Below are 23,198 nucleotides of genomic sequence, written 5' to 3' on the forward strand. Positions count from 1 at the left end.
CGGCCCCTTGGTTTTTTGCAGCTAGATCGCGCCGCCGGCAGCAGACGGTGCACTGGAATCATGCCCGCCATCGCCAACGCTCTCACGCGCAACGTAATTCTCGATATCGAACAGGTTCTCCGCCCGCTCCGTGATGTTGAGAAGCGTGGTCATGGAGGCAACTTCCTCAACCTGCTCCTTCAGGAACCACAGCATGAACTGCTCGCCCAAGGCGTCGCCCTCAGCACGGGCCGCGCGGAACATCTCCTCGATGTTGCGCGTAACTTCCCTTTCCTGCTCAAGGGCCAAAGCGATGGGTTCCTTGGCGTTGGTGAAGTTGTTGCGGACCGGGGCGATACCCGGGATCTCGACGGGGACGTTGCGGTCCAGCATGTACTGGACCATCATCATGGCGTGATTCCGCTCCTCGAGGGACTGGCGGTAAAAATGCCGGGCAAGCTGCGGCAAGTCCTGACCGTCAAAATACACGGCTACTGCAATGTATTGCTGGGAGGCCGCAAACTCATTGGCGACCTGAACGGACAACAGCTCATTGAATGTCTTGTTAGCCATGGCACCGATCCTACAGCCGGGCCAAGACAGCCAGACAGTCTTCTTTTAAGCCAGCAGCAGAGCGAACCAAACACCAGCGGCGGCCGCCCCGACGCTAACGGCCATGGAACCCAACCCGTTGACGAGCGCCAGCCCCATCCGCCCACTCTGCACCAGCCTTATGGTCTCCAGACTTGCCGTGCTGAAGGTGGTGTAGCCGCCCAGGAAACCCGTGCCGAGGATGAGTTGAAGGGATTCAGGTGCCTGCCCTTCCATCACCAGGCCTGCCAGGAACCCCAGGAGCACGGAACCGGAAACATTGATGAAAATGGTGGCCCATGGCAGGGCAGTACGTACGCGTGCCCGGATGAGCCCGTCCAGCATGAATCTAACAGCCGCGCCCAGTCCTCCCGCGAGGGCCAACAGGATGACTGTCATTTCGTACGCCTGTGATGCCATGCGGCGAACCAGATTCCCGCCATGGTTGCGAGCGCCCCACCCAGCAGGCTCAGGCCCAGATAACCCAGGGCAGCAGTCGTGTCACCTGAAGTGAAGAGGTGCACCGCATCCAAGGCGAGCGTGCTGTACGTGGTGTAGGCACCCAGGAAGCCCGTACCAAAGGCGAGGCGCAACGCCCGGCGACGGCCGACGTCGGGCCCCCTCCTGGCAAGTCCCTCCAGCAAAGCGCCCAGGGCCAAAGCGCCGGAAAGGTTGATCAGAAGGGTGGGCAACGGCCAGGATCCTGGCGCAGGAATCATAAGTCCGAGGCCGTAGCGGGCGAGTGCCCCGAACACGCCACCCGCGGCCACAATTCCGATGAACCCCCAGTGAAGATGGACGGGACGCCTGGCGTCAGTCGTCATCATCCACCGGTACCCGTGGCTCCACGGGTACAACCAACACAGGGCGATCCTGGCGGTGGAAGAGCTGACGGGCAATGGAGCCCGCCGTCAGCTCTTTGATAGCCGAACCGAGCTTGCGGTCCCTGGAGCCCACCACAATCATGGACGCGCCGATATCTTCGGCCTCACGGGCCAATGCCCGTGCCGGTTCGCCTGCCAGGGAAACGATGGACCAGCTCAAGTCAGCTTCGGCCAACTGGGTGGCAATAGCTGTCCGCAAGGATTCCGGGACGTTCTCGGCATCATCGTCCACGCCGTCGGGGTCAATCGGAGCAGACGGCCCGCCCGTGGTTCCATCCACGGGATAAACGGTGACATCAACGAAGGCGCACACCAGCGGCAGCCCGGCGCTAAGCGCCACCTCGGCGGCACGCTCTACGACGACGGGACGCTGCCCGGGCATGACGCCTACCAGGATGGGGCCGATGAGGCCTTTGGGTACTGGGGTCCCCGTCATCGTAAAGCGCCTCCCGTCAGACTTTCTTCACAACGCTGGACTTGAGCTGCATGGGGCCGAACCCGTCCACCTTGCAATCAATATCGTGATCCCCCACGCCGTCGACCAGCCGGATGTTCCGCACTTTGGTGCCGACCTTGATGGCCGTGGCGCTGCCCTTCACTTTGAGGTCCTTGACCACCGTGACGGTGTCGCCGTCACTCAGGATGTTGCCCACCGCGTCCTTGATGACATTCCCCTGCTCGTCGCTCCCGCTCATTGGTGACCATTCGTGGGCACATTCAGGGCAAACCAACAGCGCGCCCATCTGGTAGCTGTATTCACTGGAGCATTCGGGGCACGGAGGCAGAGAGTCGTTCACAGGGTAATTCTAAGGGGGCATCCACCGCTGGCCGGCCCTTCCAACCACGGCCCGGAAGCCTACCCCGGCACAAGGACATTATGAAAGGCGCGGCAGAATCTGTTGCCCCATGTCAGATCGACACATAGGCTCAATAATGTGAGTGGCGGGGACGGTGATCCGACAAGCGGTACCGACCAGCTACCCGTGAAGGAAAACAAGCATGGCTACAGGCACAGTGAAATGGTTCAACGCTGAAAAGGGCTTCGGATTTATTGCCCCGGACGACGGTGGACCGGATGTATTCGCCCACTATTCAGCAATCACGTCCAGCGGATACCGTTCCCTGGACGAGAACCAGAAGGTCCAGTTCGACATCACCCAGGGCCCCAAGGGACCTCAGGCGGAGAACATCCAGCCCCTCTAAACTCCCACAAAAGAAACCGGCCAGGCATGTTGTGCCTGGCCGGTTTTGTTGTTGCCGGAATCCGTGGAGCTAAGGAGATTCGAACTCCTGACCTCTTCGATGCGAACGAAGCGCTCTACCAACTGAGCTATAGCCCCTGGGCACGGCGTCTACGGCCGGGCCAGTGTCCTTAGGCTACAAAGTTTCCGAGCGCTTTTCCAACCACGACACGAACGTTTCAGTGCCATATCTTTGCTCGGGCATAAGGTTGAGTCCCGCACGCAGGTAGGCGCCCATGGCGCCCGGGAGCGGGACTTCCAGAACCTTGCCTCGCGCGCCGGTAATGGCTTTCCATGACTCCGCCATGTCCTTCATGGCCAGCACTTCGGGCCCGCCAACGGTCCTGACGCGATGCCGCTCGGGAGAAGGCACCTCCAGCGCAGCTTCCAGCAATGCAGCGGCGGCTTCCTTGGGTGAAATCGTTTGGAAGCGCACTCCCTTGAATGCCGGAATCAACCGCACTTTTGCACCTGCAGCAAAGATCATTTCCACCAGGCTGTGGAATTGTGTGGCTCTGATAACCACCGTTTCCAGTTTGGCCCTCGCATAGACCCGTTCCTTGTCTGCCTTGGAAACGTAGAAGGAATACGTGCTCTGGTCACAGTTGATAATCGACAAGGCCACAGCCTTGCGCACCCCTGCCCGGTGAGCCGCGTCAAGAAGACGAGCGCCGCCGTCGGCGAATTCCTTTTGGGCCTTCCCGAACCGGCCTTCAAGGCAATCAATAACGACGTCGGCACCCGCCACCGCGGCCGCCAAACCATCACCCGTAGTGACGTCGCCGGCAAAGTAGGCCGCGCCGTCGTGATGCTTCTCCGAACCGGGAGGCGGCACGTGGCGACTCAGGGCGGAAACCGTGTGCCCGGCGTCGAGCGCCTGGCGAACAACTTCACGGCCGACCTGGCCAGTGCCACCTGCAACACAGAGCGCGGTCATGCCGGGCTATGCGCGGCGACGCTGCAGGACATCGTCCAGATTGCTCAGGGCACTCTGTCCCTTCGATGCAGTACGCACCTGCGCAACTGCTGCGGCCTCCGTCTGCTCAACACTTTGCTTTAGCACCGGCTTGCCCACAGGCTTGGGAGCTTCAGGAAGATCCAGGGGCTCCGGAGCGGGGCGCGGCGCCTTGGCGGCACCAACGTAAGTGGGCTTGGGAACCTCAACCGGTTCCCAGCTGGCATCTTCGGAACCAGCGGACTTGTCGCCAACAGAGTTGTTGCCGTCGGACTTGTCACCAGCTGACTTGTCCCCAGCTGCCAAGGCAACAGCCAGGGCAGCCTGGCGTAGTTCCACGGCAGAGAGACGTGCGGCCTCGGACTTTCCGGCCTCGGCGTCGAAAACCCGTGTTTCCTTGGCTTCGACAGGCGGTTCCTTAGGCAGGTACCGCGCGGGTGTCTGGATGGGCACCACCGGCGCAGCCCGACGCGCCCGGCGTTCGCGGAGATCCCGGAGGGCGAGCCGCCGCAAAGTCACCACGGCAAGTACCGAACCCGCGAACGACACCAACGGCAGCCAGACAGTACCCGTACCGAACAGCCGCAGCACGCCCGAAACAATGGCAGTCAGCAATAAAGCAAGGCCGGCCAAGGCCAGAGTGAGCCGGGCATAACGGATCGTAAAGGGAGTTGTGGGTGGCTGCCTGGCAGACGACTCAGCCACGCGGGATTCCTGGGGCGACGCCGGTGCTTTGCTGTGCATGGTCTCCATCGGTTTCTCCTGCCGGGGTGCCAAAGTCAGTACCACCCCTGCCTGCGTTTCGTCTGGTTCGTCGTCAAATGCCTCTGCTGAAACAGCGGCCGCCTGGACCTGCTGCCGTCTGTTCCGAAGAACGTAAGGAGCGACCCATACCATCCAAAGCGCGACAGTGACCACGAGTATCACTGAGCTGCTGAGAGGGAAGTCCACATTCAAAACCGTAGAAGCAAATCATCAGGGGCGGCGGCATTGCGGTCGGTGTGTCGCCGGCGAGTCCGCAAATGAATGGAGATACGGCTCAAAAGGGCCTATGACCTGCCCGTTCTTCCCCTGAGCCACCAGTCAAGGAGTCCCTGCGGAACTTCCTCCGACGTAAGCGCGAAAGACCGGTGATCCGCCCACTCGCCATTGATGTGCAAGTATCTCAGCCGGTAGCCCTCGTCCCTGAATCCGAGTTTTTCCACCACCCGAAGACTTGGCGCGTTCTCAGGCCGGATATTGATTTCCATCCTGTGCAGGCCAAGGGTCCGGAAGCAGTGGTCCGTAGCCATCGCAACTGCAGTTGGAGCGATACCGTGCCCGGCGCGTTCCTTATCAACCCAGTAGCCAAGGGTCGCCATCATTGCCGAACCCCACACGATGGATGAGACCGTCAACTGCCCCACAATTTGAGGATCACGGAAACCCTCGGTGCGCTCCGTGATGAGGAAGGGCAAAGCCGTGGCCTGCCGGGCTTGCGCATTCAGGGATGCCACCATTTGACGGTAACTGGGCAGGCGCCCACCCGGTGCGGGATTGGACGCCTCCCAAGGTGCAAGCCATTCACTGTTCCGCGAACGGACTTCAGACCACTCCCGCTTGTCGCGGTAACGGATTGGCCGGAGCACCAAGGCTCCGCTTTCCAGCGTTACCGGCCAGATCGCAGAGCCGTACACCGGTGTTATTTGGGAAGACCGGCAGTGAAGGTGGGCAGCCACTCGCGGAGCTCGGGGCCCAGGTCATCGCGTTCGCATGCCAACTCGATGCAGGCTTTCAAGTAGCTCAACTTGTCACCGGTGTCATAGCGGCGTCCACGGAAGACAACGCCATAAACGCCGTAGCCTTCGCCTTCCCCGGCAGCCAGAACTTCAAGGGCATCCGTCAGCTGGATCTCTCCGCCACGTCCGGGAGCGGTGTTTTCCAGGACGTCAAACACTGCCGGATGGAGAACGTAACGGCCGATCACCGCAAGGTTGGATGGAGCTTCCTCGGGGGACGGCTTTTCAACGAGCTGCTTGATGCGGACGTAGCCGTCCTCATCGCTATCCTCGACGTCGGCGCAACCATAGGCGCTGATCTTGGAAGGCTCAACTTCAATGAGGGCAACAACGGAACCGCCGGTTTTTTGCTGGACAGCGATCATTTCGCTCAGCAGGTCCTCACGGGGATCGATGAGGTCATCGCCCAGCAAGACCGCAAAAGGCTCATGCCCGACGTGCTGCTTTGCACGAAGGACTGCATGGCCGAGACCGTTGGGATCGCCCTGGCGGACATAGTGGATGTCACCCAGGTTGGTGGCGGACTGGATGGCTTCAAGCTTGGCAGTATCGCCCTTCTCTGCCAGCGTTGCTTCCAACGCCGGCACACGGTCAAAGTGATCTTCCAGGGCGCGCTTGCTGCGCCCGGTGATCATCAGGACGTCGTGCAGGCCAACCTTCACCGCTTCTTCGACGACGTACTGGATGGCTGGCTTGTCAACCACGGGCAGCATTTCCTTCGGCATCGCCTTTGTGGCGGGGAGGAACCTGGTACCAAGACCCGCTGCGGGGATGACGGCCTTACGGACAGCATTGTTATCGAGAGTCACCGGACTAATGTAACGGAAGGAATACATCAACGGGTAAACCCCCGCCGTGGCAAGACGCAGAAACAGCCCCTGAACTGGAGCGGATTTGCTGCTTTAGGCACACCACGGTGGCCCGCGGGAATCTCATGATCGGACAAAAATGGCATCCAAGGAAGACATCCGCAGCAGCCGACGCCTGTACAGGCGCAGCCTCACCAAGGAGCTTGTAGCCCAGGCCGGCGAATCAATTGCACGGCACGGCTTGGCCTGGGCCCGGAAAATTTCGGCCGGATCGCCCACGACCTTCGCCATCTACGTGGGCGTCTCCCACGAGCCCCCAACCATGCCCTTGATCGCAGGGCTCCACAACGCCGGCCACCAGGTCCTGCTTCCTGTCTGCGAGGCCGGCCGCCAGTTGAGCTGGGTGTACTGGACGCCGGAGACAGCCTTCGTCCGGTCCGACTACGCACCCATCGACGAACCCGAAGGCGAACGTTTGGACAGTGCTGTGGTGAGCTCTGTTGCGGGCATCTTCATGCCCGCCACGGCCGTCGACCGGGATGGCAACCGCATCGGACAGGGTGGCGGCTACTACGACCGGCTCCTCCAAGGCCTGGACAATTCCGGCGGGCGGCCACCCACCATTGCAGTGGTGTACGACGACGATGTGTTGCCTTCGGGAGCTATCCCCGCAGAGCCTTTTGACCGGCCGGTGCCGGAGGTGCTGACGCCCTCAGGAATCATCACGCTTGGCCGCGGGAGTGATCTCGATTGACCCATACGTGAAGTCCCGCATTTATATGCAGTTGGGAGATAGCGAACGAGCCGGATGCGGATGATAGAATTGGCACTCAGGCCCTGCGACTGCTAATGCGGAGATTCTCCGCCATGGCTCCGCAGGACCTGAACTTTGTCCTGAAGGAGGAACTCAGTGCCCACATACGCATACGCCTGCAAAGACTGTGACCATGCCTTTGACATCGTCCAGTCCTTTTCTGACAGCTCCCTGACGGAGTGCCCTGAATGCCAGGGCGCGCTCCGCAAGAAGTTCAACAGCGTCGGCGTTGTCTTCAAGGGCTCGGGCTTCTACCGCACGGATTCGCGCGATGCCAAGGGCAGCACCGTCTCCGCCGCGCCCTCCTCCCCGGCGACTCCGGCCCCTGCTGCCACGCCTGCACCGGCGGCCGCAGCCGCTGCCAGTTAGCCAGCACTTTTCCACATAGGGCACCCGGCCGCTGTTGGGTGGCCGGGCCCGGTGGCTAACGTGGCGTCATGCCACTAAAGACAACCACTTCCCCAGTCCCCCGCCGCGAACGCCCCAGTCCCCCTGTCCGGGGCCGTGATGGCCCCCGGAACAAGCCCACAACCACGGCTGGCCATTTCCTCCTCCGGAAGCAGGGGCCACATCGCCAGATCAGGCTGGGCCGCAGGCAGAGCCTCAAGTTCTGGGTAACCCGGAACCGTCGGCTGACAGTTGCACTGCTGCTCTGCCTCGCCACAGGCATTACTGTCCAACAGCTAACCCCTGCCTCTGAGCAGCGCGTCAGCATTCTCGTCGCTGCCCACGACCTCGCAGCAGGCACCAACCTCACCGAGTCAGACTTCACCAATGTTGGTGTGCCGCCGGACCTCGCAATTTCCGGAGCCCTCCTGGATCACGTTTCACTGGTGGGCCGCCAGCTCGCCTCGCCTTTGGCCAAAGGGCAGATTCCCACTGAATCCAATCTTCTGGGGCCGGGACTTCTCACAGGGGCACCCGTAGGCTCAGCTGCGGTCCCCCTTCGAATGGCTGACCCTTCATCCATCCAGCTGCTGTCCCCGGGACAGCTGGTGAATGTAGTACTTACCGCCGCCGGGACATATGACGAATCCCGGCAAACTGAAGTCCTTGCCGCCTCCGTCCCTGTCCTATGGACATCTGCCCAAGGGGGTAAACCCGGCCAATGGCTGGGAACCAGCGACACAGACGGGTTGGTGGTAGTGGCTGCAAATCCTCCACAAGCAGAAAAGCTTGCCGGCGCATCAACGCAAGGCAAGCTTTTCTTTGTTTTGGTCAATCCCTAGGTTCGGTCAATCCCAGCGTTTGGTCGATCTCTATTGCCGGGCCTGGATTCGATGACGCAATCAGCCCCAATGCGGTGGCTTCTGCTCTTTCAACCACTGCTCATGGTCATAGTTGCCTTCGTCGCCCCAACGGCGGGGGTCGTCTTCAGCGGCCTTGGTGGGCAAGATGCCACCGGAGGCTTGCTTCGCCGCAGGAGTCTTTGTCTCCGCGGACTCTTCAGCGTTTTCGGCGCTTACGGCTGCGGTCTGTTCGTCAGAGCCGCTTTCGTTGCCGGTTCCCTGTTCTTTCACTGGTGCTTCAGTCCCATCCTCTGGATCACTGGGGGTTGGAGTGCTGGCTTCTGCGTTGCCCGGTTCGCCACCTGGCCCCCTGCGATTGTCCACACCTGCCTGCCCGGGCAGCTGGGATTCCACCGATGCCTGGGCGCCTCCCGGGCTTTGCCGATGCGAGGCCCGGCTGTAGGAGGAACTGCTTGCGGAGGAACTGCTGTGCGGGGAACTGCTGTAGGAGGAGCTTGCGTACGAGGAAGCCGCATTGTCCAGATTCAATTGTTCAACATCCATATCCAGGAAGCCATGCTCCGCTGGGGGTACGGCCTGGGGAACATGGTTTTCAAGTCCCAAATAGGATCCGATTCGATCCGCGCAGGACGAGGGATCCGTGAACACTTCGATGGTCCACAGGGACATGTAACGCCAGCCCATGCGTTCCAGCAGCTGGGGCCTCAGACGGCTGCGTTCGCGGACGCTCATGCGCCGGTAGCGTTCCGTGCCGTCGGACTCGATTGCCACCGGGGTGGGAATCTCGGCACCCTCCCGTCCAATGGTGTGGACGGGATCGGCAGCGGCGGCAATGTCCAGGACACCGTCATAGAGGTGCCAGACGCGGGCACCCCTGGCCCGCAACCTCTCGCCGAGATCGGCAACCAAGGGGTCCTCCCCCAGAGCCTGTTCGCTGGCAACGGCGCGCGAGGCAGGAGTTCCAAGGTTGCTGTTCCCCGACAGTTCACGGTCCAGCAGTTCGTAAAAGTCCACAGCCCCGTGCGCCAGTCGATCCAGATCCAGATCTTCCGGGCGGAAGCAGCTCAGGACGTGCATGGAACGGCGGGCGCGGGTCATAGCCAAGGCAAAGCGGTTTCGTCCGCCCTCCGTGGACAGCGGTCCGAACGAGTGCAAGGCGCGGCCATGGGGTGTCCGGCCGTAGCCGAGGGAGAAAATGACATGGTCACGCACCAGGCCTTGGGCTCGCTCAAGGTCAACTACGCGGAAGGACTCGGGGCCAGCACCGAAGAAGGCGGACAACAAGGGGTGGTTGGGCAATTGAAGCCTGATTGCCTCGCCAATCCGCGCAGCATGGCGCAGGCTGGCCGTGACCACAGCCAGGGAAGTCCGTGGCCGAAGCCTGGCGTGCTCGAAGACAAGGTCCACTACCCGGTTGACCTCCGCCGTAACGGACTCAACGCCCTCATGGTCGGCGCCCGGGAGTCCGGTTCCATCGGGGATGTACTCCACCAGGATCGAACGATCCAGGCCCGTCACCGAACTGCCATCGGGCAAACGCCGGAGGCCGCCGTCGTAGTAGTTCTTGCTCAACTGCAGGATGAGGTCCTCATCGACCGCCCGGTAGACCCAGTTCAGCTGCCAGGTGGGCAGGACGCGTGCCAGGGCCTTGAACGCACTGTCCACGGTCTCGTGGCTTGCCACTCCCGCCACTGGAGGTTCCACGGCCACGCTGAAGGTGCGGGCATTCGCAATCTTCGCATCACCGAAGGCTATGACTTGCCGGGCTCGCGCAATCGCCGGAAGGACGGCCTGGAGCGAGGTCGATTCAGCGTCGATGACGATCACCGCGTCAAACTTCTGCTCCGCGGGAAGAACCCCCGTCAACAGGTAGGGACTTACAGACCACACCGGAACAAGCATTGGTACGAGGTCGGGAGCCTGGGCACTCAGAGCCGGCAGCGTAACCCGACCATCCTTGAGCAGGGCCCGAAGCAACTCAGCCTGCCGGGGGTGCTCAACTATCCCCTCGCTCCACTTCCGGGCCAACTGCCACCGCAAACGCGCAGCACCACTGGCAATGTGGGCTTGGTCCGCAAGGCGGTACTCAGCTTCCAGGCGGCGGAGCGAGTCGCCGTCGGACATGGCGAGGTAGTCGTCACCACTGATCATTGCTTCCAAAGCAGACTGCCACCAGGCGAGGTCCAGCTCGGCCGCCACCGAAGCGGCAGGCACTTCACGGGCAGCAAGGTCAGCGAGCAGTTCGCCGAGGCCGTGCTCGCGCATCTCCTCAATGAGCAGCGTGCGCTCCGGGAGCGTTTCGAGCGTGGCAGTATCCGCTACCAGCCGTTCCAGCCGCTCCATCAGTTCCAGGTACGGTGTCTGGTGCAGCGAACCACCGGCAGAGGTGTGCTTGAGTGCCTCACCAAGGCGGCGAAGCTCGCCATCCAGTTCGCGATACAAGGACCCGAGGTCCGCGAGTCCGGACGGCACGGCCGGGTGGCGCTGGGTGGTGGCGTACCCTGCCCACAGGGCACGCTGCTCCTGGACGAGGACCAGGGAGCTGTGAAGGTCCGCGATGTGAACACCGGGCCGCACATACTCTTTTGCCACCCGCCGCAGCCTCGAACGCTGCATTGAAGGCATCTCCAGGTTGCGCTCGCGTCGCCACGCAGAGCTTGCAGTTGCAGAGATGAGGTCATGCACCGGGCGATCGAAGATATCCGGAGTGAACTTGTCCAGGCTTTCGCGCACGGCAATCAGCAATTCAAGCTGAGCGCCCCACTCCGTGAAGGTGTCCGCCAAACGGATCTCGGCGTGATCCGAAAGCTGCTTCATGCGATCGCGCAGGACGGGAAGTTTCTCCTCGGCGATTCGGGCAAGCTGTTGGGCCTCTTCTGTCTCCTTGCGGGTTACGAGGCGTGCACCATACCAGGGGCTGGAGGTGGAAGCCCGGCTAAAGCTGCCCAGCTCGGCAGCGCGACGCAAGCGGCCAGCCAGTTCTTCACGGTCCTTGATGTTATCCAGCACACTGCGCTTGAGGCGCACCGTGGTGGACGGCGCCGGGTGGATGGACGTCAATTCGGCCAACGATTGCATGGCCTGGTACGGCGAGCAGCCCCAGCGTTCGCGGACGTTGTGAAGCGACGCGACATGGTCCATCAGGGCATGCCGGTGTCCGACCAGCGTCTGATGGAGGTTCCCAAGCTGCGGTTCCAGTGCCTTTTCATTGCGCATGATGGCCCGGACCAACTGGCCCTTTAGCTGCTGTGGTGTGGTGCCGTTGCCCGGACGGAACAACATCGAATCCAGGCCCAGCGCTTCCAGGTGCGCAGAAAGTCCCGCCAGGCTGGACTGCCGGTCCCCCACCACGAGGACGGATTTGCCTTCGCTGACCAATGCGCCAATGGCATTGATGGCTGTCTGCGTCTGGCCGCTCCCTGGAGGGGTGCTGACAACAAGCGAATCTCCTGCGCGAACAGCGTCCACCACGTACTGCTGGTCAGTGTCCGCGTCGAGCAGGAGGAGCTCGTCCGCCGGATCACGTTCATCCAGGCTTGGGAACCGCCCCGCTTTAATGGGTTCGGGCTCGATGTCGCCACCATTGGCGGCAGTTGCCAGGGCCGCCACGGTGGGATTGTTCATGTTGATCCACGGATCGTCCAGGTTTCCCGAAAGATCAGCCAAAGTGGTCACGAGCAAGTTGAATTCAACCTCGGCGCCGTGAATCGGCTGAACCAGGGTGGCCAGGCGATCCAGGACCGGCTGGGGGTCCAGCCTGGCAGTGTTGTAGGCCATGCGGGCAACTGCATTGACGTCGAAGACGATGCCGTGGACGGTCTTCAGGTGGCGCACCAAAGCCGGGTTCATGCGTGCCTGCTCGGTGAGCTGCAGCTCGAAATCGTCCTCGCCCGGGCGAACGGTCAGGACAATGGAGGTCAGCATGACAGGGGCCGAAACCCGCTGGGGTTTGCCACCTACGGCCGAAGTCCACACCACCGTGCCCGCAGAGAGGTACCCCGCCTCGATGCCGCGATCATTGCTGAGCTCAAAAATCTTGGACCGGATGTTGCGCGCAGCCCGTGCCGCCACCAGGTATTGCTGCCTGTCTCGGATAAGCGTGGACAACCTCGTTCTACGCCCCGCCAGCAGCTGTGCGAGTCCCGAGGGATGTGCGTTGCTGAGATCGATGGCGCCTTCGGGGGTCTTCACGAAACGCAGCATCGTGTCCGCCCCTGTAACGGGCTTAAGTCCGGACAGCCATTTCCGGAGCTCTTCGGAGCCCTCTTCCTGGCCTTGACCTAATGACACAACTGCTGCCTTCTTTTCTGTACTAGCTTTAGACGCCTTGGACCATACCGGCATACTTTCGAGGGTAGCGGGAATACTCCTTCAGCCCGCTCCGCAACACTGTGGCAATGCGAAATTCGCCGTCATTTCACAGCTGAAAGAACAGTGGCCGGCCTCCCAAGGGAGGCCGGCCACTCAAAATGCTATTCCCACTCGATGGTTCCCGGCGGCTTGCTGGTGACGTCCAGCACCACGCGGTTAACTCCATCCACTTCGTTGGTAATGCGGTTGGAGATGCGGGCCAGGAGGTCGTACGGCAAACGCGACCAGTCGGCCGTCATTGCGTCCTCGGACGATACCGGACGGAGAACGATCGGGTGGCCGTAGGTGCGGCCATCGCCCTGGACGCCGACGCTGCGTACGTCAGCCAGCAGAACCACCGGCATCTGCCACACATCGTTGTCCAGGCCGGCAGCGGTCAGCTCGGCACGGGCAATCGCGTCAGCCTTGCGAAGCAGGTCAAGGCGCTCCTTGGTTACTTCACCGACGATGCGGATACCGAGGCCAGGGCCGGGGAACGGCTGGCGGCCAACGATTTCCTGAGGCAGGCCAAGTTGGGCGCCGACCGCGCGGACTTCGTCCTTGAACAGGGCGCGCAGCGGCTCGACCAGTTCGAACTGCAGGTCCTCGGGAAGCCCACCCACGTTGTGGTGGCTCTTGATGTTCGCGGCGCCCTCGCCGCCGCCGGACTCGACGACGTCCGGGTACAGAGTGCCCTGGACCAGGAACTTGATCTTCTCGCCCTCGGCTGCTGCCTGGGCGATGATGGCCCGCTCCGCTTCTTCGAAGGCACGGATGAATTCCCGGCCAATGATCTTGCGCTTGGTCTCGGGATCGCTGACTCCGGCCAATGCAGACTGGAAGCGCTCTTGCTCGTTGGCAACATACAGATTGACGCCCGTGGCAGCGACGAAGTCGCGTTCAACCTGTTCTGCTTCGCCTTCGCGAAGGAGACCGTGATCCACGAAGACACATGTCAGCTGGTCTCCAACGGCCCTCTGGACCAGGGCTGCGGCTACAGCAGAATCCACACCACCGGAAAGACCGCAGATGACCTTGGAATCGCCGATCTGCTGGCGGATACGTTCCACCTGCTCTTCGAGGATATTTCCTGTGGTCCAGTTGGGGCTCAGGCCAGCGCCCTTGAACAGGAAGTTCTCCAGGACGTGCTGGCCGTGCACGGAGTGCTTGACCTCCGGGTGCCACTGCACACCGTAGAGGCGCTTTTCCTCGTTGGCGAAGGCGGCTACCGGCGCGCCAGCCGTGGTGGCCAGCACTTCGAAGCCCTCGGGAGCTTCATGGACGGAGTCGCCGTGGCTCATCCAGGTGTTCTGTGAAGATGGCACGCCATCAAGGATCGAGCGGGCATCGCCAACCACCAGTGCTTCGGTGGCGCCGTACTCCCGGAGGCCCGTCTGGGCTACCTTGCCGCCCAGTGCGTTGGCCATGGCCTGGAAGCCGTAGCAGATACCAAAAACCGGCACCCCGGCTTCAAACAGGTCCGCTCCAACACGCGGAGCACCTTCTGCGTAGACGCTGGAAGGTCCGCCGGAAAGGATGATGGCTGCCGGGTTTTTGGCCAGAAGCTGCTCGGTGGTGAAGGTATGCGGAACAATTTCCGAATACACATTCGCTTCGCGGACGCGGCGTGCAATCAGCTGCGCGTACTGGGCACCGTAGTCAACAACCAGCACCGGCTTCTGGGAAGTCTGGGGTGCGGTGGGAGTAGTCACCAACCAAGACTACTTTGCCGGGCGGCCCCCGTGCACGTTGACAGCGGCCCGAAGAGGTCAATTACGGGCTCGTCGTTAGGCATCTCACACCCTAACGCCCCGGTGGCTGGAGCTGCCGCGGCTAGTAGCGCTTTGACGCCTGGGGGTTGGCTGCCAGTTCCGCTTCAACCTGTGCGTGGAACTTCTTCTCCACGATGAACGACATCAGCGGTACGACACCACCCAACGCCAGCAGGACCAGCTTGGAGAACGGCCACCGCATGAGCGACCACAAGCGGAAGTTGGACACCAGATAGACCACGTACATCCAGCCGTGGACGATCAATACGGTGGTGGAGATATTGAAGCCACCGATCACGCCCTTGGGCTCAGACTCGGCGAATCCGAAGCCAAAGGGCTTACCCGTGATGGCGTCCGTGCCACCGGCAAAGAGCGATACACCGAAACCGTAACGGGCAATCAGCTCAGCGCAGAGCAGCAGGAGCATGGCACCGGTCAGGTAGGCCATGACCTTGTAGAACTTCAGTGCCGAACGGATTTGGGCTTCCGTTCCGCCAAACCTGCGCTTCTTCGGCTTGGGTCCGGACTGCTCGGGCTGGATGGCCGGCTTGGGCTCAATCATTACTGCACCTTTTGTTCTGGCCCAGGTTGCTGGGGTTCAGGGCTTGACGGTTCATTGGGGTGGTCTCTGTCATCGTCGAATCCATCGTCGAATCCGTCGTCGTTTGCGTCGAACTCGTCGTCTTCGAGGTCGCGACGATAGTCGTCTGCCACCATGCGCCACCAGATGTACAGCGCGAATCCTGCGAAGACCACCCACTCAACGGAATAGAACAGGTTTAGCCAGTTGATCTGTTGGGCGGGCGGCTGTGCTGGGATGTTGAGTGCCTTCACCGCTTGGTCCGCGGCGACGGGAACACCGCCAACTGCTTCGGACGTCGCGGCAATGAAACCCTGGTAGCTGGAGACGTCCCAGATGTTGATAAGTTCGGCAACTGCCACTGCGGACGCCCGGCCTGGACCGGCGTCGACGTTTGGCACCGGCGCTTCAGAGGGCAGCAGGCGGCCGGTCAGCGTGATGGTGCCCGACGGCGGCGGACCGGCCTGGGCGGCATCGGCCACCCATCCCCGTGCTACTGGAATCCAGGTGTTGGGCGAGGCTGCCACACCGCTCAGTTTGGGAGCATTGTCCACCGCGAAAGCCGAGACAATCCAGAATCCCTTCTGGCCGTTGTACAGGCGGCCCTCAACCAGGACCTGCTTGGCAGGATCGTAAGATCCGGTGGCGCTGACCATCTGGTCCGAAGCAGAACCGGGGAAAAACTGCCCCGGCTGCAGGACGTCCACCAAGGGCTTGACATCTTCAATGCTGGACGAAACGGGAGCTTCGTGTTGGGTGGACCTGCTGAGCTGCCACTGGCTGAGCAGCACAAACACCGCGGACAGGAGAAGCGCAAAGACGAGTCCTGCGATCCAGCGGGGTTTCAGCGCGGTTTTCAACACGCCTTAACCGTACTTCGTCCGGCTGTAGAACAACGAAACGAGCGGTAGGGACCTTAGCCCTGGAACTGGTCCGTGGGCGCCTGTTCTCAATGGTCGAAGAACACCAGGCTGGAGTTGATGAGTTCGGAAATAACCTCGGTATCGTGTGCCCGGCGCAGGGACTCCCGGAATGACTCTTTGGAGAGCGAACGCGCCAAAGTAGCCAGGACTTCCAAATGATCCGAGAAGGAACTGGCCGGCGTGGCAATGAGGAGGATCAGCGTGGCGGGGCCATCGGCAGCACCAAAATCCAGGGCATGGCCGAACTTTGTGACGCCCACGGCGATGGAGATCCGGTCTACGAATTCACTCCGCGCATGTGGCAGTCCAATGCCACCGGGAAGCCCGGTAGCCAGTTGGTGTTCCCTGGAATGGACCTGCTCCAGGAAGCCCTGGAGGTTGGAAATCCGGCCAGCCGCGTGAAGCCGTTCCGCGAGTTGAGCCGCTGCGTCGATTTTGTCCTCGGCAACAAGTTCCAGGATGACGGTGTCCGGCGTAGTCAGTTCCGCGTCATACCGGTCAAGTGGTTCAGCCAAGTTGTGTTCCCTCCAGTGTGGCCTCCCGGCCGCAGGTCCTGTGTTGCTCAGCGAAGGGGAACGATGTCATCGACTCCCATGCGCGCGGCGTCAGCTGATTCGTCGTCGGGTTGTTGCTGGCTAAGCCGTTCAGCTTCCACCCGGGCCAGATAGTGCTTGATTTCGCTTTCCCGCTGTGTGTCGCTCCAGCCAAGGATTTCTCCCATCAGCTTAGCCACTACAGGCACTGCTGACACACCCCGGTCCCACGCTTCGATCGAGATCCGGGTGCGGCGCGTCAAAACGTCGTGAACATGACGGGCACCCTCATGGGTGGTGGCGTAGACCACCTCCGCGGCGAGGTAATCGTCGGCCCCGGGAAGCGGCTCCCGGAGTTCGGGTTGCCCAGCGATGAGATCCAGCACTTCCGAGGCCATGGACCCGTAGCGGTTGAGCAGGTGTTCCACGCGCGCAACGTGGACGCCGGCTTCTTCCGCGGAACGCGCGCGGCGGTTCCAAGCGGCTTTGAACCCCTCGGCACCGAGCAACGGGATCGTTTCCGTGCAGCTGGAGGGAACGCGTTCATCCATGGCCCGCGTGGCCTCGTCAACGGCATCTTTGGCCATGACACGGTAAGTGGTGAACTTGCCCCCGGCCACCACTACCAGGCCAGGCACCGGATGAGCCACGACATGTTCGCGGGAGAGTTTGGCGGTGGAGTCGTTTTCGCCTGCGAGAAGCGGGCGGAGTCCGGCGTAAACGCCTTCCACGTCCTCACGGGTGAGGGGCCGCTTCAGGACCTTGTTGACGTGCTCCAGGACGTAGTCAATGTCCTTGCTGGACGCGGCCGGGTGCGCCTTGTCCAGTTTCCAATCCGTGTCCGTAGTCCCGATGATCCAGTGGCGGCCCCAGGGGATCACGAAGAGCACTGACTTCTCCGTGCGAAGTATCAGCCCAACGGTGGACTGGAACCTGTCCCGCGGCACCACCAGGTGGATGCCCTTGGATGCCCTGACTTTGAGCTGTCCGCGGTCCGTAACCATGGCTTGGGTTTCGTCCGTCCAGACTCCCGTGGCATTGACTACCTGCTTGGCACGCACCTCGAAGACGCTCCCGTCTTCCTGGTTTTCAAGCTTGGCGCCCACCACGCGTTCGCCTTCCCGGAGGAAGTCCACCACACGCACCCTGTTCACAGCGTGGGCACCATAATGCGCTGCGGTCCGGACAACGTTGACCACCAAACGGGCGTCATCCACCTGGGCATCGTAGTAGCGGATGGAACCAACGAAAGCATCGTCTTTCAGGCTCGGAGCCGCCCTCAGGGTGCCGCGCCTGAAGAGATGCTTGTGCATCGGAACCCCGCGGCTGTGCCCGGACGTGAGGCCCAGAGTGTCGTAAAGCATGATGCCCGCGCCCACATAGGGGCGTTCCCAGAACCTCCGGGTCAGCGGATAGAGGAAAGGGACAGGGCGGACCAGGTGGGGTGCGATCTGCTGGATCAGCAACCCGCGTTCCTGCAGGGCCTCCTGGACCAGTCCGAAATCAAGCATTTCAAGGTACCGGAGGCCACCATGGATGAGCTTGGACGAGCGCGAGGATGTCCCTGAGGCCCAGTCCCGCGCCTCGACGATGCCGACCGTAAGGCCCCGCGTCACCGCATCCAGGGCTGCTCCAGCCCCCACCACGCCTCCGCCGACAATCAGGATGTCCAGCTGTTTGCCGGCTTCGGCAGTGGCTTTCAGGACTTCAATGGACGCGGCACGGGATTCCGGGCTTAATGCTCCCGGAGAATTCACTTGCGGACCGCCTGCGACATTGCTCATCGGACCCCTCCTCAAACGCAACAGCTGGTAGTCCCCTACCCTACTTGTTGCCCGGTCCGATTGGCAGAAGTCCCGATTGGCAGAAGTCTTAGTTGCCCGCGTAAGGGGATACTACGACGTCCACGCGCTGGAACTCCTTGAGGTCGGAATATCCTGTGGTCGCCATGGACCGGCGCAGTGCGCCAATGAGGTTGGACGTGCCATCGGTGTGGTGCCCCGGCCCGAAGAGGACTTCCTCCAGGGATCCGACCGTGCCAACGTTGACGCGGTCGCCGCGGGGCGATTCGAGGTGGTGCGCCTCCGGACCCCAGTGCCAGCCGCGGCCCGGAGCTTCTTCGGCGCGTGCCAGGGCGCTGCCCAGCATTACTGCATCCGCTCCCATCGCGATGGCCTTGACGATGTCGCCCGACCTGCCCATGCCGCCGTCGGCAATGACATGGACATAACGCCCACCGGACTCATCCATGTAGTCACGGCGGGCCGCAGTGACATCTGAGATAGCCGATGCCATGGGTGAATGAATGCCCAGCGCACGGCGGGTGGTGGTGGTAGCACCCCCACCGAAGCCAACGAGGACGCCGGCGGCACCCGTGCGCATGAGGTGCAGGGCCGGTGTGTAACCAGCCGCTCCACCAACGATCACAGGGACATCGAGTTCGTAGATGAACTGCTTAAGGTTCAGCGGCTCATGATTCTTGGACACGTGCTCCGCGGAGACGGTGGTTCCACGAATGACGAAAATATCGACGCCGGCGGCCACCACGGTCTTGTAGTGTTCCTGTGTCCGCTGCGGGGTCAAGGAACCGGCCACCGTGACGCCTGCGGCGCGGATCTCGGCGAGGCGGGAGCTGATGAGCTCTGGCTGGATGGGCGCCTGGTACAGGTCCTGCATCCGGCGGGTGACGGCCGGGCTGCTGGTTTCATTGGCCAGGCCGGCGATCTCGTCGAGCACCTTCTGTGGGTTTTCGTACCGGGTCCAGAGGCCTTCAAGGTCCAGGACGCCAAGACCACCCAAACGGCCCAAGGCAATGGCCGTGTCCGGCGACATCACAGAGTCCATGGGGGCGGCAATCACCGGCATATCGAACTTATAGGCGTCGATCTGCCAGGAGACAGAGACGTCCTTCGGGTCACGCGTCCGACGATTCGGAACGATCGCGATGTCATCCAGGGAGTAGGCACGACGCCCACGCTTGCCACGGCCAATCTCAATCTCATAAGTCACTGCTCGAGTTTATCCCACCAAGACCAAGCCACCGTTTTGTTCCAACTTGCTCCTACGGGGTGTTCTGGCTGGTCTCTTCCACTGTGAGCTGGGATTCGAACATCCGGAAGTAGCGGCCCCTCAACGCCACAAGCTCCTTGTGGGTCCCCTGTTCGGCAATGCGACCGTCCTCGAGCATGTACACAACGTCCGCCTTTTCGATGGTGGCCAGCCGGTGGCTGATGGCAATGATGGTGCTGTTCCGGTCCGCGAAAAGGCGTGTGAAGATCCGGTGCTCAGCCAAAGCATCAATGGCCGACGTTGGTTCGTCCATGACCATGAAGGAGGCATCCCGGTAGAAGTTCCGGGCCATGGCCAGTCGCTGCCATTGCCCGCCGGAGAGGCCACTCCCCTTGCGTCCGCGGGGATCCTCCATCCAATTGCTCACATGGTTTTCCAGGCCATTGGGCAGTTTGTTGATGAACTCCATGGCCTCGGCGTCCGATGCTGCCCTTCGGATCCGTTGCTCGTCCCGCGGTTGATCGACATCGCCCAGGTAGATGTTCTCCGCCGCGGTTGCGAATTCATACTTCAGGAACTCCTGGCTAAGGACCGCGAGGTGCCGGTGCCAACTGGTCACGTCGATACCGGTGAGATCGACGCCGTCGAGCAGTACTTGGCCTGAGTCCGGCCGGTACAGGCCAGCCAGGATCCGGATCAGCGTGGACTTTCCTGCGCCGTTCTCACCAACTATGGCAATGTGCTGGCCCGCCCTGATGGTCAGGGATATGCCCTTGATAACCTCAATGTCACTCCCCGTATAGCTGAATCGAATGTCCCGCATTTCCACTACGGAAGGCGACTTCACCAGGGGAGGCTCGTGGCCGCTGGGCACAGGAAGCGCCATGAAAAGCTCGTAGTCTTTGAGGTTGGCAAGGTCTTCGTCGATGGAACTCAGTGAGGAGACCAGGTTGTTGGCGGTGGATAGAGCCCGGCTGACGATCTGCTGGATGTAGAGGAACTGCCCTACCGGCTGCGCCCTGGCGATGATTTGTCCCACCACCCAGATCAAGGACACAACTTCGGCACCATACTGCAGCGCGTCCGCTGCGAGTTGCTTGGGGATGTAGCGCTTCTGGAAGTCCAGCCGCCTGCGCTCGTCAGCGTCCCGAAGCCGGGACCGCAGGTCCATCAGATAGCCCACGATCCCGTAAAGCCGCATCTCGGCAATGTGCTGGGGACGCAGGAGGTTCGTCTCGATCATGCGCCGTTGCCGCCGGGAATCCACCTGGGTATTCCAGTGGGCTATTTGCTCTCTTGAGAGCTTGAACTGCAGGTAGACGCTCGGGACGATTGCAATGAGGACAATGACGGCGATCCACCAACTGACCAACAACAGCGCACCGACTGCCAGGATGACTGAAACCAACTGCGTAAAGATGGCCGCGATCCTGTCCAGGACCCGGGCGTAGGAATCGGAGAACCGCTTGGCGCGATCGTAGAGGTCCACCGTTTCTTTGTCGTCATAGCGCCAGAACTCCAGCGCCAGAAAGCGCTCATACATCATGTCGCCAACGATTGCCCCCACTTTGAAGCTCATCAGCTGCTGGATGTACCGGTCCACGCTGCTGAAGGCGCCCCAGAACAGCCCCAGCGCCGCAGTTATGATGACGTACAGTACCGCCCGCGGACCGGCGTCGGGATCTCCCGCGTAACCGGCGGCCAACGCGGTGGTGGTCAACGCGGCGAAGTAGGTGGTGACCAGCGGCAGCGTGGCCGAAATCAAGGACCCGGCCACTTTCATGATGACTGCAACAGGTGATGCCTTGAAACTGACCTTCAGGACCTGCCCGACGGCGCGTGCGTACGGCCGGAGGGCAAGCTTGCGGGGCGCTGTGCCTGAATTCAGCCGGACTGACTCCGGGTGCCGCGGTTGTGCGGGCTTTTCGGACATGTCCCCAGCCTATTCCTACCCACGGACATTTCCGTTGCGGCCCTTAAACAGCTGTTCCCCATGGAAGGATCCACAGGGAACAGCCGGGAGGAACTGATGATGGTTAGCGGGAACCGTAGTTCGGCGCCTCTACGGTCATCTGGATATCGTGCGGGTGCGATTCCTTCAGGCCGGCAGGCGTAATCCGGACGAACTTGCCGCGTGCCTTGAGCTCGGCAATGGTGGGGGCGCCGGTGTAGAACATGGTCTGGCGGAGGCCGCCCACCAGCTGGTAGGCCACGGATGCCAGCGGACCACGGAACGCGACGCGGCCTTCGATGCCTTCCGGGATGAGCTTGTCATCGCCGGAAACGTCGGCCTGGAAATAGCGGTCCTTGGAGTAGGACGTGTTCTTTCCACGCGACTGCATGGCGCCCAGGGAGCCCATGCCGCGGTAGCTCTTGAACTGCTTGCCGTTGACGAAGATAAGCTCGCCGGGAGACTCTTCACAACCAGCCAGCAGTGAGCCGAGCATGACGGTGTCGGCACCGGCGACCAGCGCCTTGCCGATGTCACCCGAGTACTGGAGGCCGCCGTCGGCAATCAGCGGCACGCCCGCCGGAATGGCAGCCTTCGCGGATTCGTAGATGGCCGTGATCTGGGGAACGCCGACACCGGCAACAACACGGGTGGTGCAGATGGAGCCCGGACCAACGCCTACCTTGATGCCGTCGGCACCGGCGTCGATCAGTGCCTGGGCACCTTCGCGGGTGGCAGCCTGGCCGCCAATGATGTCCACGTGCGCAGCAATCGGATCCGACTTCAGGCGACGGATCATGTCCAGCACACCTTGGGAGTGGCCATTGGCCGTATCCACGAACAAGGCGTCCACACCGGCGTCGATGAGCTTCATGGCGCGCTCCCAGCCATCACCGAAGAAGCCGATGGCGGCACCTACGCGCAGGCGGCCTTCGTCGTCCTTGGTGGCCAGCGGGTACTGCTCTGCCTTGGTGAAGTCCTTGGTGGTGATGAGGCCCTTGAGGCGGCCCTGCTCGTCAACGAGAGGGAGCTTCTCGATCTTGTTGGTGGCCAGCTTGTGCGAGGCTTCCTCGCGGCTGATGCCCACATGGCCGGTGATGAGCGGCATCTTTGTCATGGCATCGCTGACGCTGCGCAGCGGGAATTCAGATTCGGGAATGAACCGGGTGTCGCGGTTGGTCACGATGCCCAGCAGGCGCCCGTCCGTGTCCACCACGGGAAGGCCGGAGACGCGGTAGCGGGAGCACAGCTCGTCCAGTTCCTGCAGCGTTGCCTGCGGGCCAATGGTCAGCGGGTTGGTGATCATGCCGGACTCGCTGCGCTTGACGCGGTCAACGTGCTCAGCCTGGTCATCGATGGACAGGTTGCGGTGCACTACGCCCAAGCCACCCTGGCGGGCCATCGCGATGGCCATACGGGACTCCGTGACGGTGTCCATGGCAGCAGACAGCAACGGCGTCTGCACCGTAATCCGCTTGGAAATGCGGGAGGACGTGTCCGCGTCCGAGGGGATGACGTCGGTGTGCCCGGGCAGGAGCAGGACGTCGTCGTAGGTCAGGCCTACGAAGCCAAAGGGATCGTGTTCGGGCTGGGTCATGAGTGCGGCCTCTTACCTGGGTTCCGGGGGCTATAACTGGTAGGGGTTGCAACTGATGACCAGCCCGTCATTACGGGACTGGCCTGTGCATAAAGTACTGGCCTGTGCATGAGGTACTGCAAGGCAAAGGTGCTTCGGGTATTGAATAAATAGTAGAACCTCCGCGGCGATCGCCATATTCC

At 61.9% G+C, this 23,198-nt stretch carries 22 protein-coding genes and 1 tRNA gene; 4 read left to right on the forward strand and 19 right to left on the reverse strand.

Annotation, left to right across the window (positions count from 1 at the left end):
- Positions 1 to 21: 21 nt before the first annotated feature.
- Genes AC6I99_RS15370 through AC6I99_RS15390 form a run of 5 tightly spaced genes read right to left on the reverse strand, consistent with a single transcriptional unit; the run spans position 22 to position 2,251 of the window.
- Positions 22 to 552 (reverse strand): ferritin, encoded by a 531-nt coding sequence (locus AC6I99_RS15370; RefSeq protein ID WP_224088238.1) that lies wholly within the window; start codon positions 550 to 552, stop codon positions 22 to 24.
- Between the two features lie 45 nt (positions 553 to 597).
- On the reverse strand, positions 598 to 969 hold the full coding sequence (gene crcB / locus AC6I99_RS15375; RefSeq protein WP_497961225.1) for a fluoride efflux transporter CrcB: 372 nt from the start codon (positions 967 to 969) through the stop codon (positions 598 to 600).
- Complete coding sequence (locus AC6I99_RS15380; protein WP_497961226.1) at positions 966 to 1,397, reverse strand: fluoride efflux transporter FluC; 432 nt, start codon at positions 1,395 to 1,397, stop codon at positions 966 to 968. The genes crcB and AC6I99_RS15380 overlap by 4 nt, the downstream gene beginning before the upstream one ends.
- A complete protein-coding gene (locus AC6I99_RS15385; protein ID WP_497961227.1) occupies positions 1,384 to 1,890 on the reverse strand; it encodes a universal stress protein in 507 nt (168 codons plus the stop codon). Before AC6I99_RS15385 ends, AC6I99_RS15380 begins: the two co-directional genes overlap by 14 nt.
- A gap of 16 nt (positions 1,891 to 1,906) precedes the next feature.
- Positions 1,907 to 2,251, reverse strand: a complete 345-nt coding sequence (locus AC6I99_RS15390; protein WP_224088246.1) for a zinc ribbon domain-containing protein YjdM — start codon at positions 2,249 to 2,251, stop codon at positions 1,907 to 1,909.
- A 202-nt stretch (positions 2,252 to 2,453) separates the two neighbouring features.
- Here AC6I99_RS15390 and AC6I99_RS15395 point away from each other — a divergent pair, with 202 nt between their 5' ends.
- Complete coding sequence (locus AC6I99_RS15395) at positions 2,454 to 2,657, forward strand: cold-shock protein (RefSeq protein ID WP_144648155.1); 204 nt, start codon at positions 2,454 to 2,456, stop codon at positions 2,655 to 2,657.
- 64 nt (positions 2,658 to 2,721) lie between these two features.
- Here the strand turns inward: AC6I99_RS15395 and AC6I99_RS15400 are convergent.
- From AC6I99_RS15400 to galU, 5 genes are all read right to left on the reverse strand, one after another.
- A tRNA-Ala gene (locus AC6I99_RS15400) sits at positions 2,722 to 2,794 on the reverse strand.
- Between the two features lie 37 nt (positions 2,795 to 2,831).
- A complete protein-coding gene (locus AC6I99_RS15405; protein ID WP_497944725.1) occupies positions 2,832 to 3,632 on the reverse strand; it encodes an SDR family oxidoreductase in 801 nt (266 codons plus the stop codon).
- Positions 3,633 to 3,638: 6 nt separating this feature from the next.
- The gene (locus tag AC6I99_RS15410; protein ID WP_497947000.1) at positions 3,639 to 4,568 is read right to left on the reverse strand and encodes a hypothetical protein; all 930 of its coding nucleotides are present in this window, start codon (positions 4,566 to 4,568) and stop codon (positions 3,639 to 3,641) included.
- A gap of 131 nt (positions 4,569 to 4,699) precedes the next feature.
- On the reverse strand, positions 4,700 to 5,326 hold the full coding sequence (locus AC6I99_RS15415; RefSeq protein WP_224088250.1) for a GNAT family N-acetyltransferase: 627 nt from the start codon (positions 5,324 to 5,326) through the stop codon (positions 4,700 to 4,702).
- A gap of 5 nt (positions 5,327 to 5,331) precedes the next feature.
- Positions 5,332 to 6,264, reverse strand: coding sequence for a UTP--glucose-1-phosphate uridylyltransferase GalU (gene galU, locus AC6I99_RS15420; RefSeq protein ID WP_396133430.1), 933 nt, complete (start codon positions 6,262 to 6,264; stop codon positions 5,332 to 5,334).
- A 112-nt stretch (positions 6,265 to 6,376) separates the two neighbouring features.
- Here galU and AC6I99_RS15425 point away from each other — a divergent pair, with 112 nt between their 5' ends.
- The 3 genes from AC6I99_RS15425 (at position 6,377) to cpaB (ending at position 8,280) form a co-directional block, all read left to right on the forward strand.
- Positions 6,377 to 6,991 (forward strand): 5-formyltetrahydrofolate cyclo-ligase, encoded by a 615-nt coding sequence (locus AC6I99_RS15425; protein ID WP_309925909.1) that lies wholly within the window; start codon positions 6,377 to 6,379, stop codon positions 6,989 to 6,991.
- Positions 6,992 to 7,147: 156 nt separating this feature from the next.
- The gene (locus AC6I99_RS15430) at positions 7,148 to 7,420 is read left to right on the forward strand and encodes an FmdB family zinc ribbon protein (protein WP_309925907.1); all 273 of its coding nucleotides are present in this window, start codon (positions 7,148 to 7,150) and stop codon (positions 7,418 to 7,420) included.
- Positions 7,421 to 7,488: 68 nt separating this feature from the next.
- The gene (gene cpaB, locus AC6I99_RS15435; protein ID WP_497944724.1) at positions 7,489 to 8,280 is read left to right on the forward strand and encodes a Flp pilus assembly protein CpaB; all 792 of its coding nucleotides are present in this window, start codon (positions 7,489 to 7,491) and stop codon (positions 8,278 to 8,280) included.
- Positions 8,281 to 8,340: 60 nt separating this feature from the next.
- Here cpaB and AC6I99_RS15440 read toward each other — a convergent pair whose 3' ends face one another.
- The 9 genes from AC6I99_RS15440 to guaB all read right to left on the reverse strand — a co-directional run bounded on the left by AC6I99_RS15440 (position 8,341) and on the right by guaB (position 23,016).
- A complete protein-coding gene (locus AC6I99_RS15440) occupies positions 8,341 to 12,645 on the reverse strand; it encodes an AAA family ATPase (RefSeq protein WP_497961228.1) in 4,305 nt (1,434 codons plus the stop codon).
- Between the two features lie 128 nt (positions 12,646 to 12,773).
- Positions 12,774 to 14,363 (reverse strand): glutamine-hydrolyzing GMP synthase, encoded by a 1,590-nt coding sequence (gene guaA / locus AC6I99_RS15445; RefSeq protein ID WP_224088257.1) that lies wholly within the window; start codon positions 14,361 to 14,363, stop codon positions 12,774 to 12,776.
- A gap of 121 nt (positions 14,364 to 14,484) precedes the next feature.
- Positions 14,485 to 14,985: a DUF3817 domain-containing protein gene (locus tag AC6I99_RS15450; RefSeq protein WP_224164947.1), complete on the reverse strand. Its 501-nt coding sequence runs from the start codon at positions 14,983 to 14,985 to the stop codon at positions 14,485 to 14,487.
- Positions 14,985 to 15,866, reverse strand: coding sequence for an SURF1 family protein (locus AC6I99_RS15455; RefSeq protein ID WP_497944722.1), 882 nt, complete (start codon positions 15,864 to 15,866; stop codon positions 14,985 to 14,987). The genes AC6I99_RS15450 and AC6I99_RS15455 overlap by 1 nt, the downstream gene beginning before the upstream one ends.
- 86 nt (positions 15,867 to 15,952) lie before the next feature.
- On the reverse strand, positions 15,953 to 16,441 hold the full coding sequence (locus AC6I99_RS15460) for a PTS sugar transporter subunit IIA (protein WP_224164951.1): 489 nt from the start codon (positions 16,439 to 16,441) through the stop codon (positions 15,953 to 15,955).
- A 47-nt stretch (positions 16,442 to 16,488) separates the two neighbouring features.
- Positions 16,489 to 18,243, reverse strand: coding sequence for a glycerol-3-phosphate dehydrogenase/oxidase (locus tag AC6I99_RS15465; protein WP_309925894.1), 1,755 nt, complete (start codon positions 18,241 to 18,243; stop codon positions 16,489 to 16,491).
- Positions 18,244 to 18,331: 88 nt separating this feature from the next.
- Entirely contained in the window at positions 18,332 to 19,468 is a 1,137-nt protein-coding gene (locus tag AC6I99_RS15470) for a GuaB3 family IMP dehydrogenase-related protein (RefSeq protein WP_224088261.1), read from the reverse strand.
- A 52-nt stretch (positions 19,469 to 19,520) separates the two neighbouring features.
- Positions 19,521 to 21,401: an ABC transporter ATP-binding protein gene (locus AC6I99_RS15475; RefSeq protein ID WP_309925892.1), complete on the reverse strand. Its 1,881-nt coding sequence runs from the start codon at positions 21,399 to 21,401 to the stop codon at positions 19,521 to 19,523.
- A 103-nt stretch (positions 21,402 to 21,504) separates the two neighbouring features.
- A complete protein-coding gene (guaB, locus tag AC6I99_RS15480; RefSeq protein WP_223933862.1) occupies positions 21,505 to 23,016 on the reverse strand; it encodes an IMP dehydrogenase in 1,512 nt (503 codons plus the stop codon).
- Between the last annotated feature and the right edge of the window lie 182 nt (positions 23,017 to 23,198).

It is taken from the genome of Arthrobacter sp. TmtSoilC77, from assembly GCF_059739415.1.